Annotated in this window: 12 protein-coding genes; 3 read left to right on the top strand and 9 right to left on the bottom strand. The window is 66.6% G+C overall.

Going from position 1 to position 14,600, the window contains the following annotated elements; all coding sequences use genetic code 11:
* Positions 1–65: 65 nt before the first annotated feature.
* A complete protein-coding gene (locus tag BQ8420_RS15060; protein WP_087099576.1) occupies positions 66–2,291 on the bottom strand; it encodes a DNA topoisomerase in 2,226 nt (741 codons plus the stop codon).
* 1,042 nt (positions 2,292–3,333) lie between these two features.
* On the opposite strand from BQ8420_RS15060, the gene BQ8420_RS15070 reads away from it, so the two are divergent.
* Positions 3,334–3,648, top strand: coding sequence for a hypothetical protein (locus BQ8420_RS15070; protein WP_087099580.1), 315 nt, complete (start codon positions 3,334–3,336; stop codon positions 3,646–3,648).
* Between the two features lie 121 nt (positions 3,649–3,769).
* On the opposite strand, the gene BQ8420_RS15075 is transcribed toward BQ8420_RS15070, so the two are convergent.
* Complete coding sequence (locus tag BQ8420_RS15075; protein ID WP_087099582.1) at positions 3,770–4,891, bottom strand: IS630 family transposase; 1,122 nt, start codon at positions 4,889–4,891, stop codon at positions 3,770–3,772.
* 510 nt (positions 4,892–5,401) lie between these two features.
* Here BQ8420_RS15075 and BQ8420_RS15080 point away from each other — a divergent pair.
* Positions 5,402–5,674 carry a hypothetical protein gene (locus BQ8420_RS15080; protein ID WP_143847299.1) on the top strand — a complete coding sequence of 91 codons (273 nt, stop codon included), beginning with the start codon at positions 5,402–5,404 and terminating at the stop codon, positions 5,672–5,674.
* Positions 5,675–5,932: 258 nt separating this feature from the next.
* The gene (locus BQ8420_RS15085) at positions 5,933–6,355 is read left to right on the top strand and encodes a hypothetical protein (protein WP_143847301.1); all 423 of its coding nucleotides are present in this window, start codon (positions 5,933–5,935) and stop codon (positions 6,353–6,355) included.
* A 225-nt stretch (positions 6,356–6,580) separates the two neighbouring features.
* Here the strand turns inward: BQ8420_RS15085 and BQ8420_RS15090 are convergent, their stop codons facing one another.
* From BQ8420_RS15090 to BQ8420_RS15120, 7 genes are all read right to left on the bottom strand, one after another.
* A complete protein-coding gene (locus BQ8420_RS15090; protein ID WP_087099588.1) occupies positions 6,581–7,462 on the bottom strand; it encodes an endonuclease/exonuclease/phosphatase family protein in 882 nt (293 codons plus the stop codon).
* Positions 7,459–8,289: a protein phosphatase 2C domain-containing protein gene (locus tag BQ8420_RS15095; RefSeq protein WP_160049321.1), complete on the bottom strand. Its 831-nt coding sequence runs from the start codon at positions 8,287–8,289 to the stop codon at positions 7,459–7,461. The genes BQ8420_RS15090 and BQ8420_RS15095 overlap by 4 nt, the downstream gene beginning before the upstream one ends.
* Positions 8,280–8,876, bottom strand: coding sequence for a 2'-5' RNA ligase family protein (locus BQ8420_RS15100; protein WP_087099592.1), 597 nt, complete (start codon positions 8,874–8,876; stop codon positions 8,280–8,282). The genes BQ8420_RS15095 and BQ8420_RS15100 overlap by 10 nt, the downstream gene beginning before the upstream one ends.
* Positions 8,877–9,117: 241 nt before the next feature.
* The gene (locus tag BQ8420_RS15105; protein ID WP_160049322.1) at positions 9,118–9,981 is read right to left on the bottom strand and encodes an endonuclease/exonuclease/phosphatase family protein; all 864 of its coding nucleotides are present in this window, start codon (positions 9,979–9,981) and stop codon (positions 9,118–9,120) included.
* Between the two features lie 46 nt (positions 9,982–10,027).
* Positions 10,028–10,918 (bottom strand): sugar phosphate isomerase/epimerase, encoded by an 891-nt coding sequence (locus tag BQ8420_RS15110; protein WP_160049323.1) that lies wholly within the window; start codon positions 10,916–10,918, stop codon positions 10,028–10,030.
* Positions 10,919–10,962: 44 nt separating this feature from the next.
* Entirely contained in the window at positions 10,963–11,862 is a 900-nt protein-coding gene (locus BQ8420_RS15115) for an endonuclease/exonuclease/phosphatase family protein (protein ID WP_087099598.1), read from the bottom strand.
* A 111-nt stretch (positions 11,863–11,973) separates the two neighbouring features.
* The gene (locus tag BQ8420_RS15120) at positions 11,974–14,571 is read right to left on the bottom strand and encodes a DEAD/DEAH box helicase (RefSeq protein ID WP_087099600.1); all 2,598 of its coding nucleotides are present in this window, start codon (positions 14,569–14,571) and stop codon (positions 11,974–11,976) included.
* Positions 14,572–14,600 lie beyond the last annotated feature (29 nt).

The following is a 14,600-nucleotide window of genomic DNA, read 5'->3' on the forward strand; positions in this document are numbered from 1 at the left end:
TTGAAAGGAGTTTGGCCGCCCGGACGAATCGTCCGGGCGGCCAGCGACCTCGAACGATCGGTGGATCAGGCGCGCGCCTTCACCCGCGGCTTGGACTTCTTGTCGCCGAAGTGGGGAACGATCCGCTTCGCCTTCGCGTCCCAGCTCACCTTCGCGGAGAAGGCCTTGTCGTTCTTGGAGACGAAACCGTCGAGCTCGAGGATCTGGCCAGCCTCCAAGGCCCGCTTCTCGTCCTCGGAGAACGAGCGTTTGCACCAAGCCTCAGGGCGGTCGGGGACCTTGAGCCGGAAGCCGACGTAGCGTCGGCCCTTGAACTCGCTGAGCCCGAGCCTGCCCTTGGCCGAGAAGGACTTGCCGGCCTTGGACATCGCCTCGAAGGAGATCTCCTCACCGGCCAGCAGGCGGCCGATCTCGTCGTCGGTGAACTGGTGGCCGGCCCAGACCTTCTTGAACGAGACCTTCTTCGGACCGTCGGGCGCGGCGGTCCACACGCCCTCGGCGCGGGCGACCACCTCGGTCTTGGTCAGGCCGAGCGTCGCGCGCATGGCGTCAGCATTCCTTGTCATCACCTCGATGTCCTCGCGGACCCAGTCGGCGACCCGGGCCAGCAGTTGGTCGGGATCGACGCTGCCCTCGGCGACGGCGCGCATGCCGGCGTAGATCTCCTCGGTCAGCGACAGGTCGCCGATGCGGGTGTCCGGCAACAGCAGCCAGCTCATCTCGCCAGCCGAGGCCAGGGTGAGCTTCTTGCCCTTCTCGACGAGCAGCGGGTTCTTCGCCTTGGCGCTGGTGACCTCGGAGTACGTGCTCGTCCGCGTCGCGCCGGTGCCGACGTCCCTCTTCTCTAGCTGCTTCATCAGCCACTTCATGCTCGGGTGCTTCGGGCACTTGTTCGCGCCCTCGTGCACGTACGGCTCGGCGCTGGTGCCCAGGCCATGAGCGGACTCGTCCTCGTTGCCGGCCGTATCCTCGTCACCGGCGTCGGGGTCGAAGACCGACTTCCAGCCCATCTTCTTCGGCACGTTGGCGACGCCCTTGAAGTCGGGGAATTTCTCGACGTGGCCCTTCTGCTGTTCGTACTCATAGTCGGCGGCGAGCATGGCCAGGTAGTTCTTCGCCAGCGTCTGATAAATGATGCGGCCGGCGGTGCCGAAACGCTGCTCGACGTCCTCGAGGGAGAACGGCACGTTCGGGCCGGGGCGGTTCGCGCCGTGCGCGCCGACCGGCTTGACATGGGTCTTCCTCGGCTCGCGGTGGGTCAGGTGCTTGGTGTCCACGCCCGCCACTGCGGCGATCCGGTCAGCCAACGGCGCGAGCTCGGCGTGCTGCTGCGGGGTGATCGTTTTGTCCTCGGTGCGCGGGTAGGACACGACCTGCTGCTCGTACATCGCCTGGTAGGTCTTGAGCGTGAGCTGGGCCTTCACGCCCTTGCTCACGAGCATGGACGACAGCGCCGCGAGGTCGAGCAGCTTCGGAGGAGTCGTCCGTCTCATCTCTGCACTGTCCTTGACCACCGGCGAGGCGGTGTACTCCTGCGGCACTTGGTCGGCCCTGTCGAAGCGCGGCTCGTCCGGGTTGGTGTAGACGACGGCGTTCTCGTCGCGGAAGCGGTTCTGGAAGAAGGGCCACTTCACGTAGTCGTTGTAGGCCTTGAGCTGGTCGCCGACGAGCTTGACCATCGCCGACTTCAGCCGTCCCTGGCGCAGGACCGTGTCCTGGCCGGACTGACGGGCCACGTGCGTCGCCGCCCGCGACCACTGCATCGAGGCGAAGTCGAACATTGAGCGGAAGCGGGCCTTCTTGAACGCCGGGTGGTCGTACACCGATTGCACCGGCCGGCGGTCCTTGAACGCCTGCTGCAGGGACTTCTCCGACTCGTCGGTGAAGTGCAGCCGCGAGATCTTCTTGCCGGTCAGCCCCAGCTCGACGAGCGTGTTGATGGCGATGGCGTCGCCCTCGCCCGACTCGTCCCAGTCCGTGGCGATGGCGATCTCGTCGCAGCCCGACAGGGCCTGCTTGACGTCGTTGCGGACCTGGGTGGTGTCCTTGATCGGCTCGTTGGCCCAGGAAAAGTCGCCGAGATCCCAAGGGAGGTTGGCCAGGTCCCAGTTCTTGTACTTGCCGGCCAGCGAGGGGTCGACCATCTTGTCCGGGGCGACGAACTCGTAGAGGTGCCCCCTGGCGTGGGCGATGACGTACTGCACGCCGTCGAAAGTGCCCTTCGTCCCGCCCCACGCCTTGCTCCCGTTGCGCGCCGCGGACGGCTTCTCCATCAAGATCCCGACAGTCATGCTGCCTCCTGTCGAATAGATGACTCGTTCACCAGTACGAGACTATCCGATAGATGGCTAAGGATGATGATTAAAAAGACGAATCAATGCATGGCTGAAGGTGAAGAAGAGTCCAGGGGGTGGACCCGGGACTCTTCTTCACCGCCGCCGCGTCCGGCGCGGCTTGGTGTCCGTGGACGGCGATGACGCTGGCGGTGGACTGCTAGGTCATCGTGGGCGAGTGCTCGCCAGACCAATACAGGAACACGGTGCTGCTGCTGAACTCGCAGCCAGTGGCGACCTGGCCCGTGCCGGAGGCCCCGGACGGGTCCGCGTGCCAAAGAAGCATGAATCGCCTCATCGGATCAACACCGCCCCGCGGCGAAGCCCTCACAGGTGGCGAGGTTCGTCGTCGGCGTTATGCTCCCGCGCTCAGTCGCCCATCGGCCTTGCCCGGTGGCCGGCTGGGGAAGGCTATGCGTCCCCTTTTCGGCGATCCTGCTGCGCTGCCATCGGAGCTGGTCGACCTCGGGCATTGTTTTGATGGTCTCGAGCACCGCGTTCCACGGCGGGTAGGCCGTGTACCCCTCAAGTCCCTCACCCGCACGGTCGAGCAGGCATTCCGCTGTCCTCTCGAGATGGTTCGCGCCCTCGCCTGTCCTCGTCTGGCCCCTGTCTACCGCCGTCGGTCAGTAGGGCCGGTCCGGGCTCGGCCAGGCGCCTGGGGTAGACGGCCCTGCGCACCTGTTCCGTCGAGAGGGCTTCCGGCCGCGCCGCTCATGAGGTCCGCCCCGACGACAGCGGCCTGATGAGAATCGGTTTGGCGAGCCCACCGGGAGCCGGTGGTTGACTGGCAATGGGGCTTGCACAAGCGAATGGCGAATGCCGACTACTCGATCACCGGTCTCCGCCAGATTCGCCCCCAGGGGGAGGCGCGCGCAGCGCGGAAGACCGTCCCGGGCGCCGAGCCTTGGTGAACCACTTCCGGGCTCTGCCTCTGGTGTTCGTTCCCATTTGAAAGGGCTAGTGATAGACATTTCAAATGGGAACATACAGAGGTGCAATGGTTGACCCCATGTCGGCGGGAGTTCCCGAATCGGCTGTGGTCGTAGGCATGGCCATCGTGGGGATCGCATTCGGCGTGTGGCTCGTCCATACCAAGAACCCGATCATCCAGGTGGTCGCCGGGGTGTGCGCTGTGGTCATGGTGATGGTGGCCGGGTACCGCACGGTGACCGGGGTCTGGCCGCCTGCGGAGGCCGCGGACGCCATGGTGGGGGTGAGCCTGCTGGTCATGGTGGTTTGGGTGGCGCTGGGCCAGCTTCGGAAACGAAGCAAGGTCACTGCGGATGCCGACAGTTCGTCGGCTCCACGATAGGCGGAGAAGAATCGCGCTGCCGTTGTCACTTCGGGCCTTTGCTCGATGCGCCTACCGCGTGGGACAACAACTGTCCCCCGACTGCCTAGTGCTGTGGCCGGGAACGTTCACCCGGGTACCTTCACGCCGCGATGGATAGCGGTCGGCCTCCCCAACGAACACCTTTCTCGCTACGCACCCGGGCGCGTTCTCGGCGTTGGGCCGCGAGCACGTCCGGGTCACGGGTGTTGGCGTTGCGCCACCGCAGGTAGGCATGCAGCGCCCGCGTCTGGACCGTGTGGTTGGGGTGATGGGAGTTGGCGATGGTGAACTGGCGCAACGGCCCGAAGTGCGCCTCGATCGGGTTGGCCCAGGAGGCGTAGGTAGGAGTGAAACACAACTCGACCTTGTTCCTGGCCGCCCAGGAGCGGATCTTGGGACCCTTGTGCGCGGACAGGTTGTCCATGATCACGTAGATCGGAGCGCCGTCCGGGCGGGCGGCACGGATCGACTTGAGCACCGTGAGTGTGTTCGCGCCGCCTTTACCCCGGTGGTTGAGGCCCCACAAGGTGTCATCGCCCACCGAGTAGCAACCGTGGAAGTAGGTGATGCCGTGCGTGCGCCGGTAGGTGGCCGCGATCCGGTCCGGGCGGCTTTTGCGGGCCCAGCCCGTTCCGGCGGTGGGGCGGATGCCCAGCGGCCCGAACTCGTCGAAGGCGAAGACCCGGTCGGCGAAGTGCTCCATGACGTGCTCGATGCGGTCGAGTTTGGTATCGCGGTCGGGGTCGGGTGAGTCCTTCCAGGTCGTGGTGCGTTGGAAGGTGATGTGGTGCCGGTGCAGCAGGGCGCGCAGGGTCTCGCGGCCGATGCGCAGGCCCGGTCCGCTGCGGTGGGCCAGGTAGGCGGCGAGCTTGCGCAGCGACCAGCGGGTGAAGGGCTGACCGAGCTTGGCCGGTCGGGTCGTGGCCGTCTGGGTGACGAGGTCTTCTTCGTCGGGGGTGAGTAGGCGGGGACGGCCTCCCGCCCACTTAGGGTCCAGGCAGCTCAGCCCTTGGGTGTTGCAGGCGTGGATGACCTCGCGCACGGTTTTCTCATCAGCGGCGACCAGGCGGGCGATGACCGGGACGGTGTTGCCGCTGGAGGAGGCCAGGATGATCATCGCCCGCCGGTAGCGCACGGTGTTGGTGCTGCCCCGGCGAACGATGCGTTGCAGTTTTTGGCCCTCGGGGTCGGTGAGTCTGCGGGCTTTGAGCGGTGCGGACATCGCGGTTTTCAGGGTTGACTGCTGGTGTTGCGGTCAACCCTGACACCGATCACTCACCCGGGCGAACGTTCCCGGCCACAGCACTAGCTGAGCGATTGCCCGATGCAGTACGAGTACTGCTTTGAGACGGCCGGAAAACCTGAAGTGTAAATGATGTAGACGGGATCGCGCTCCTGCGCGGCAGTGTGAGCGGGACGAGTGCAGGCGCAGTGCGGACCGGTTCCGGACCTTGCCCCCGGGAGCGATACTGCGGATCCGGTCCCGCCACACCCAGACCGAGGCTGATTGTCCCGCTCTCAGGGAGAGCCCGATCCGTTCCACCTGCCAGGGGGACACCTTGATCTCCGGCAGGCTCACCTGCACGGTTTCGATGGCGCTGATATAGGCCCGCCCTGCCCATGCCCAACCGGGGTACCGACCCAGGACCTCGATGCGAGCCATCTTGTTGGTGTCGGCATGCCGGTGGAGCTCAGAGGTGATGTTGGACGGGGCTCCGTCCAGGTGGGCCAGGTGAGCGTGGTAGTCCCTGGCCCGACGAATGGCGGCCTCGGCCTCTCGGTGAGTTTCGAAGTGGAACGGCGCACCTTCACGGTGAGCGAGGTGTTTGGCGGCATCACCGGCGGATATGAGCTGCTCGGCGATCATGTCGAGCACCTGTCGGGGCCAGTCGGTGTCGCTGGTCAGATGCGTGAGCAGTCCGTGGACCCCGACGAGCGCGGTGTCGCTGGAGGGAGTGGGGGTGTGGTCATGGTGGAACCCTACCCACGGGCCTGCGGTTCTTAGATGTCCGAGGAAATGGCCGTAATCGGCCACACAGGAAGGGCCAGTGTGCACCACACTGCCCCTATGCGCATTGATCACAACGCGACCGGACATGGACATGAGGCCTGGACCGATGCCGTGGCCTGGGCGCGCAGGGCGTTGGCCCGAGACCGTGCTGAATCCGGGATCCCAGGAGGGTCCGGGCAGGATCCGGACCTTGTGGTGGCTGTCGCGGCGTGGGTGTGGTGGGACCGACCGCCTGCACCAGGAACAATGGTGGTGCCACGCACGCTGCGTACGCCCCGCGAGCTGCCTCCGGGGACCGCCTACGAGCTCGACCTTTTGCGCCCGCTGCACGCACACACCGAACTTCCCGAAGAACTGGTGGACGCCTGGGGCAAACTCACCTTGATCGATCAGTTGTACGACCACATGGGTGTGGTGGGCAAGTCCGCCCCGACGGGGGAGATAGTCGAGGGGTTCACCGCGGAGCAGCGCATCCTTTTGGATCTTGGGCCGGAAAGCGAAGATGGGCCTCACACGTTGTGCTGTCCGGTGTGTGATCGGGATACTGGTATCGGTATGGGGTGGGACCGTCAGGTCGCCCGGGCGATGTGCCCGGACGGTCATGCTGAGTGGACGCCCCAGCCGCTGATCGTGGGTGCGGTGTGGAGGCACATGATGGAGCAGGTCACCGCCTAGCGGTGAGGCCGGGTGATGGCCGGCCAGGGAATGACGACTTCCCCGGTGACGGGGGCGACCAGAGGCTAACGGTGGAAAGCGCCTCTGTGGCGGAGGGGCACAGCGTTCCTTGGCCCGTTGGTAAGGCCCGAAGCCCTCTGTGCCAGGGGAAGAGAAGAGCGGAGAGCCGTGATGGTTCCTGCGTGGTGGCAGGTCACCCGCTATGGGGTCCGCCACCACCTGTTCTTATGTGGTGGGCAGGGCGAGGGTGAGCAGGACCGGCACATGATCGCTCAACCCCTGTCCGTCCACCGGATGACAGTCGACCACCCCTTCAACCAGATCGCTGGTCAGGGCGTACCGGTCCACACGCAACCCACCACGTCCAGTAGCTTCGATCAATCTCGGCTCCTGGGTCTGCGTGTACAGATACGCGGCCGGGTCGACCAGGCCGGCCAACCGCACCACGTGGTCGAGTTCCAGGACGGGGGTGGCCGGGCCGGGCCGGGCTTCCACACGTGCTGACCGGTTGTGCGCTGGCAGAGTCGCAAAATCCACACCTCGATCGAGGTCAGTGGCGGTGGCGGTATTGAAATCGCCTCCGACCACCGCGAGTGGGCTGTGCTTGAGCAGAGGTTCGATCAGGGCTCGGCACTCCTCAGCCGCCCGGTGGGCACTGCGGGGGTAGAAGTGCACGCTCGCCACGGTCAGCGGATGTGCCCAGGTGGGGTGGTCGAACACGGCCAGAGACTGGCCGTGGTGGTTGGGCGGCTCGACCAACTCCGTCCAGTGCACCAGTGTCAGTTCGGAGCGCCAGGCGATGGCGGTGTGCACGGTGGAGTCGGGGGCGTCGGCGATGCTGATCTTCATGCCCAACGCTTGGCCGAGTCGTTCGGCTTGACGGCGGTCCACGGCCGCACCGGGCACGGGGCGGCCGTTGGGGGCGGCGGGTTTGGCGGTGGTGCCGTCCAGTTCTTGTAGCAACACCACGTCGGGGTTGTGGCTGGTAATCAGGTCGGCGATGGGGCCCCAGTCACGTCCCGAACCCTTCAAAGGTTCGTCCTGTTTGCAGACGTTGAACGTCAGGACCGTGATCGTGTCGAAAGAGACGGGGGACAGGGTGGTCACCGGGAGGCTCCTTGGAGGTGGATGTCGACGATGGTGGCGTCATCTCGGTGTTTGGCCCGCGGCAGAGTCTGCCCCTTGGGGTCGGCGTCTTCGTGTGCACGCACCTGGGCGATGATCGCGGCCGGGCCCTGCTCGTCCAGGGCAGCGAGCAACTCCTTGATGGTTCGGTCGGTGAAGTGCATCCACCGCTCGGCTCCATCGGTTAACAGCACGGCCCGTTGGAGGTGGTCAACGGTGCCGGTGATCGCGTGGGCAGCCACGTCCGAGTCGGAGGCCGCCGTCCAGTGCCCCCCTTCGCGGTTGCGCCAGTCCCGTTCCCGGTTCACCTTGGCCAGCCGAGCCCGATGGTGCTCCTTGGACCCCAAGGGGTGGGACTCCATCCGTTGCTTTTCAACGGTGGCGACGTCGTCGATGCGTTTGTCGCTGATCGTCTGCACTGCCTGGTCGGTGACCAACACCAGGGTGGAGTCCGACAACACCAGGTACTCCCAGATGCCGGGGGCGGCGCGGCGCAGCAGGACCACGGTGGTGGAGGGGGTGCCGTGATGTCGCAGATCGCAGCCGGTGTGCGCGGCGGCCACGTCGGTGATGGCCTGGGCGAGCAGGTCGGGCAACTTCTGGTCGCTGGTGAGCATGGAGTGCAGCAGGTGCGCACCGAGGCGGCGTACGAACCAAGGGGTTCCGTGGGAGCACCCACTGTTCAGGGACGCCGGCCCTCCGGCGCCGTCCAGCAGTACCGCGGCGGTGTCGGTCACCGCGGTGAAGTCCTCGTTGAGGCGGGTGGGTGAGCCAGGGGTGGTGGCGGTGCGGATGTGGGTCATGCGCAAGGGAGCCTTTCCTGGTGCAGGTCGATGGTGGCCAGCGGTGGGTTGTGCCATCGGTAGCTGGGGCCTTCGGGGTCGTGGGTGACCATCACCAGGGCCAGGCGGGTGATGGTCACCGGTGCTTGGGAGGGGCGGGAGGCGCGCAGGGCGTTGGCTACCGGCCCGGAGTCGGCTGCGGTGTGGCAGTAACCGGTGGTGATGTGCGCTGCGGTGGGTTGATAGGTGGACCGCTTCTGACCCAGGACCTGGTCCAGAGCGCGACGGGTGAGGTCGACAACCTGGTTGAAGGGCTCATCGGGTGCCAGGTCCAGGGTCGGGTTGTGAGTGCCGACGTAGGGGGCGGCCCCGAGGGTGAAGGCTGGTCGGCCGGCCACGTGGTGGTGGAGTGCGGCTGCCACCTCATCGAGCTGGTGGGGCGACAGCGTAGGAGAGCCGGGGTCGATGACCAGTTGCACGGTGGCGTGTAGCCACTGTTGGGGGACGGGGGCCACCAGGTGGGTGAAGCGGTCGGTGAGGATGCGGCGGTGGCGGGCCGCAAGGTCGAAGAACGCCTGGTTGGCGGGTAGGTCCGGGTCTGGGAGCGCGTACACGTGCGGCATCCCTTCTGGGGGCCAGTGCTCTACTTGGTGTGCGAGGGAGGCGATCACCGGGCAACTTCCTGGTTGATGCGGTATCAGGCGGGGGTGTGGGCACCTCGGGTGCGTGCGGTACCCACACCGGGAAACGGGGTCCGGGAAGAGGATCAGCGCTTGGACAGGTGCCGCTCCACCTTCACCACGGTCTCCAACCCGGCTTGGTGTGGGGGATGGTGCCTCTTGCTGCGGGTTGGGGTCAGATCCATTCAGGAATGGCGGCGTCCAGGTCCACCCGGCTGGTGTCTAGCCCCATCGTGATCAGGGAGTGGTCGGAGTACTCGTGCGGGTGGTGTGCGTAGCCGACGATGGCGGGCACCAGAGGCGGGGTGACCCAGAACTGATCGACCCGGCACCTGCCTCGACCGGTGGGTGCCAGCACGTCGGTGTTCGAAGTTTCAGTGGCCACGCGCACCGCCACGTCGGTCAGCCCACCGAGTCGGAGGGCACGGCCCACCGCACGGTTGGGGAGCACGTCCCCGGCGTCGGTGGTGATCCAGCGGGAGGAGCGGTTGTACGGGGGGATGTGGTCGGGGTTGGGGATCGCACTGGGGTCGTCGTGGTGGGAGAAGTGGTTGATGTCGCCGCCGATCACGCCGAGACCGCCGTACCGGTAGGAGCGGGCGACGAGGAGTTGGCCTTCCTCAACGGCGGCTTTGGCCGAGAACGGGTTCAGGTGGGCGCTGATGGTGGCCAGTGGGGTGTCCAGGCCGGGTAGGCGCAGTACCCCTACCCCGAACCCGTGCAGGGTCTGGTCACTGTAGCGGTCCTCCCACTGCTCCCACTTGATTGTGTCGGGGCGGATCATCAGGGCCGTTCCCCCACCGGCGGGGCGGGTGGTGATCCCGACCATGCGCATCCCCAACGCGTCCTCGGCGCGGGCGATGGGCTGGCGGTTGTGGTCTTCCCACTTACCGACCTCCTGTAGGAGCAGGATGTCCGGCTCGTGGGAGTCGATGGTGGACATCAGGCCCTCCCACCGGTGCGGGTCACGCTCCCCGCTGGACGTGAAAAGCCCGGAATAGGCCATGTTCTGCGATACGACGGTGACGGTCGTGGACATGTGTTTCTCCATGGTGTGTCGACAGGGGGCAGAGCTTGGATTGTGTTCAGGCGGCGTAGGCGGTGGCCTCGGTCGTAGGGGCACGCGAGCACACCTGGGCCAGGGCCCGGGCCGAGCGGGCGATGATGTCTGGCCCGGGTAGGGCGCGGATGCGGGGGTTGGACACCGTCACCGCGACCGGCCCCCGATAGCGGATCTTCTCCAGGGCCGAGGTGAACGTGGCCCAGGGCAAGGCCCCGTCGCCGGGCATCAAGCGTTGGGCCGGCCCCCACCGGTGGGCGGGGACTCGGTGGGGGATGTCAGCGATGCGGACATGGCGCACCGGGTGGTCGAGTTCGGTCAGATGTGCGGGGTCGGCTCCGGTGGCGGCCCAGGACACCGAGTCCACGCACACCCCCACCCGGGCCGATTCGGTGTCGAACTCATCCAACAGTCGCGTGACTTGTGGCAGGGTGCGGATACCCGGCAGGGTGCCGCTGGCGTATTCGGACCGCTGCTGGCCCGGAGCGCCCAGGGTTTGCACGGCCAGGGTGATGTCGTGCTCGGCCGCGAGGTCGACCAGGGCGCACAACCGGGTGATGGTCTCCTGCACGGCCCGGTAGTAGGTACCGGTGATCGAATGGTCGAGCATCACCAGTGCCACCGGGCAACCGATACGGGCCAGGAACCGCAAACCGTGACGTATCTGGTCCACGTCGAGGTCGCGGTGCAGCACCGATCCAGGCAACAGGCCGGTAGCGGCCACCGCCCGCACCCCGTGACGGCCCAGCGTGTCAGCGATGTCGTCGGGGTCGTGGGCGAGCAGGTGGGGCAGGTGTACCTCCAGGTGGCCCAGGGGTCGCGGAAACACCGGGGTGGCGGCGAGAGCAATCTGTTGAGGCAGGGGTACGCAGGGCATGCAGGTCCAGCTCGCGCAGCCGGTCCATCGGGGGGTCATGGGTAACTTCTCCATGCGTGAGTAGACAGACTCGGACAAGGGGGCTATACGTGCAGGCGTGTGGTCACGGCCGGGTCGATCCGTGCGGGGTCGATCTCCCACACCAGAGCCCGGTGGTCGGAGGGGATGTCCACCTGCTTCAAAGTGCGTGCGGCGGGCACCACCGATTCGGTCAGATACACCCGGTCAATGGAGAACCCGCCGTTGTGGGCGGTGGAGGCCATGAGCTGGGCCTGTTCGCCGGGGTCGGTGCTCTGGTCGGCCAGATGCAGGGCCAGATCGGTCCACCGGCACCGGGCGAACAGCTCGGCCACATCCCGGTTCACCACCTCCTGCCCCGGCATGCCGGTGAACCGGTAGGCCAGGTTGCACGCGGGCAACTCCTGCGGGCGCGGGTCGGGCGGAGCGGCCGAGTGGTAAAGCCCAGGCTGGTTCACGTCGCCGAACACCAACGCCGCTTCGGCTCGCACCGCACCGGGTGCTTGACGGCGGTCCGACACACGCCGGGCCCGGTCGTTGACCAGGGATGCCTGGTGCAGGGCCCAGGGGGCGCTCTGGTGGGACAGGTGCACCACGATGACCGCGATCGAGTACTCCAGCCCCAGGTCGAAGCGGGCTGTACCGGTGAAACCCTGCCAGCCCTGGCCCGGGGCGGGCTCCCACTCCACCAGGTCCATCACGGTGGGGTCGTAGAGCAAGCCCGTGGACCGGTCGGGGAGGAACGACTCCTTGACCGCGCTCAGACCGAGCCGCTCTTCCACCTCGGCCAAGAGCAACCCATCGTTCTTGGCCCAGTCATCGGCCTCTTGCACACCGAGCAGGTGGGGGCTCTGTGCGGTGATGGCCTCACATAGGGCCGGGATCCGGTTCTGGGGAGTGCGCTCCGGGGTCCAGACCCCGCTGCGCCAGACGTTGGCGGACATGCCACGGATCGTGATGCTCATGCTCTTTCCTTCGAGGGTTGTTGGTGCTGGCCGCGCACTCACCTGTTGATGGCCGTGTTGTTGGTGGGGTGGACGAGGGCGGCTTGGGGCGAGGGCGTGGCGTGCTCCTGCTCAGCGAGGGCCCTGCTCGGGTTCAGAGCAGGGCCGGCGGCGGGCGAAGAGTTCGGGGTCCATGCCGATGGTGTTCAACCTGGCTTGATGGTCTTGGGTGAGTTCGTCCCAGCTGTTGTGCTGGCGGCGTAGCCACTTACGCAGACGAAACCCCTGTGGTGTGTGGCTCTTGGGCACGTTGAGATGGCCGTGCTGAGTGAAGAAGGCTGTGGCTAGCGTGAACGCGTTTTCCCACTGCTGACTCCTTGCCGGAGCCTTATGCGCCGGGTCGAAACCGATATCCAGGAGCTGTTGCTGGCGAGCTGGGGAGAGCCGGTCCCAGCAGTGGAGTTGACCGTGCACCCACCGACCCAAGTGCACGTCATTCACCGTGTGCTCGCAGGGGACGTCGAGGTGGCCGTGCTCGTGGAAGAACCTTTCGGCTTGCGCGAACGCGTTTTCCCACTGCTGGACTTTGCTGGGCGCCTTGGGCCTGTCAAGAGTGGACTTCTTGGGCCGTTCGGTCTTGGGCTTGAAACCAAGACGCAGCAGCCGTGTGCGTTGTTCGGTGCTCAACTTGTCCCAACGGCTGCGCTGTCGTTTGATCCATGAGCCCAGCCCGAACCCGTCGACGTGGTGCTGTTGGGGCACGTTCAGGTGGCCGTGTTCGGCGAAGTACTTCTCAGCGTGGGTAAACGCGTCTTCCCACATCTCAGATCGAGTTTGGAAGAGCTCGTGGCCCATACCAATGCGCTCCAAACGGGTGCGCCTGGTGTCGGGGAGGCTGTCCCAGTCGGCGTGCTGGCGGCGTAGCCACTCAGTCAGATGAAACCCCTCTGGTCTGTGGGATCTGGGGATGTTCAGGTGACCATGCTCGGTGAAGAACGCCTGGGTGTGGGAGAACGCCCGGTCCCACTTTTCGTCACGGCCAGTCATGTCCCAGGGGAAGCCGAGCTCCTCATGCCAGGCCACCTCGTCCGCAGGCAGGGCCCCCCTTCGGTGGAGGGAACGCTTGTGGGCGGCCCGTTGACCCAAGGCGAACCCGTCCTCCACGTGCTTGCTGGGGATGTTCAGGTGGCGCTCGCGAGCCAGGAAACGCATGAGAGCTGCCCGGTAGACGCTCTCTACCGCGTCTGGGCTTTGGGGGGTGATCTCGTGGGCGGCCCGCACCATGATGGCGTGGGCGAAACCCGAAGGGATGGGCACTCCGGTCAAGCTCCACCACGGAGGGAAGGCCGTTTGGGACCCAGACTCTGAAAGCGCGGTGCTCGCCGGGCTGGGGCGGGCGTGCTGGATGAAGATGTCTTCGTCCATGGCGCCCAGAGCGCGAAGGGCGGACCACAAGGTGCCCCACCCTGAATCGGTGAGGATCTCGCCCAGGTGATCAGGGTCGGTGGTGGCCGAGAGCACGATCGGGAGCACGAACAACGCCACCTTGTCGGGCCGTTCGGGGTCCACCCGCAGGGGCCGACTGAGCATTTGCACCCCGGCCTCGACCGAGGTGAGCGGGTGGGTGATGACCGCGGTGTCACAGGAGGGGGCGTCCAGGCCGTCACGGTACAAACCCACCGAGGTGATCGCGCGGATCTCGTCCTCGCCCATGGCAGAGGTGAACTCCTCCAGCACTTGCGAGCGACGGTGATGGGAATGCGCGCCGTTCAGATGACGCGCCTGGACTCGGACCGGTGGCTCCTGCAGCAGCGTGGCCACTTGGGGCAGGGTGCGCGCCCACAGCCGGGCATGGGGCAGGCGGGGGTGGAAGGTCAGCGCGCGGCGGTTACCGAAGCGGTGCATCGCCTGGAGCACGGCCAGTTGCACGGCCAGCACCTGGGCGGAGAGGGCCCCTGGTTGGTCGCCGACCAGCAGATGCTCGGATCGGTCGACCAGTGAGCGGACGTGGCCGGGGGTGATGACGGGTGTGGCCACCCGGTAGGGGGCGAGCAGGTTTTGCTCGCGCGCCTCGGCGAAACTCAAGGTGTGGGCGCGGGGACCGAACCGTTCGGGGTCGTCCATGGCCACTAGCTCTGGCGATTCCTGGCCTGCGGATGAGGTGGCCACCACGCGGGGGGTGGCGGTGACACCGACGCGGTAGCGGGCGGGCACCAGGGTGTTGTCCAGAGCGCGGGACCAGTCGGGGGAGCCCACCAAGCGGTGGGCTTCGTCCAGCACCACCACCGCCCATGTGGGCAGGTCGTGGTCGCGGTGCGCACTGATCAGGGTGTCCAGCGCCTGGTAGGTGGCCACCACCGTCACACGCCCCACCGCATGTGCGACGGTGGTGGCCACCACAGCCGGGTCGGTGGTGGCCACCACGGTGAGCCCGTGCAGGTGCCGGTCCTGGCCGATGCTCGGATCCGAGCACACCGCGAGGATCGTCCCGAAGCGCTCATCACCGAGGTTGCGGTAGTCAGCGAGGGTTTGACCGACCAGGGAGATGCGGGGTACCAGGGTCAGGACGCACCCGCGGGGAGCCAGATGGTCTTGTACGGCGCGCCCCAGGATGGTCTTGCCCGTACCGCAGGGCATGACGGTGAAGGTGCGATCGTTGGTGGCCAGGGTCTCCAATGTCGGGCGCAGTGCATCGCGCTGATGCTCTTGCAGCTGGTAGGACTCACGCATCTGAGATCGCTTTCGGTGAATCAGGCTAA

It is taken from the genome of Nocardiopsis sp. JB363, from assembly GCF_900143625.1.
In the GTDB taxonomy this organism is placed as follows: Bacteria; Actinomycetota; Actinomycetes; order Streptosporangiales; family Streptosporangiaceae; genus Nocardiopsis.

Coding starts and splice junctions, on each gene's coding strand:
- BQ8420_RS15060 (WP_087099576.1), bottom strand. CDS start 2,291: ATGACTGTCGGGATCTTGATGGAGAAGCCGTCCGCGGCGCGCAACGGG.
- BQ8420_RS15070 (WP_087099580.1), top strand. CDS start 3,334: ATGGTTGACCCCATGTCGGCGGGAGTTCCCGAATCGGCTGTGGTCGTA.
- BQ8420_RS15075 (WP_087099582.1), bottom strand. CDS start 4,891: ATGTCCGCACCGCTCAAAGCCCGCAGACTCACCGACCCCGAGGGCCAA.
- BQ8420_RS15105 (WP_160049322.1), bottom strand. CDS start 9,981: ATGTCCACGACCGTCACCGTCGTATCGCAGAACATGGCCTATTCCGGG.
- BQ8420_RS15110 (WP_160049323.1), bottom strand. CDS start 10,918: ATGACCCCCCGATGGACCGGCTGCGCGAGCTGGACCTGCATGCCCTGC.
- BQ8420_RS15115 (WP_087099598.1), bottom strand. CDS start 11,862: ATGAGCATCACGATCCGTGGCATGTCCGCCAACGTCTGGCGCAGCGGG.
- BQ8420_RS15120 (WP_087099600.1), bottom strand. CDS start 14,571: ATGCGTGAGTCCTACCAGCTGCAAGAGCATCAGCGCGATGCACTGCGC.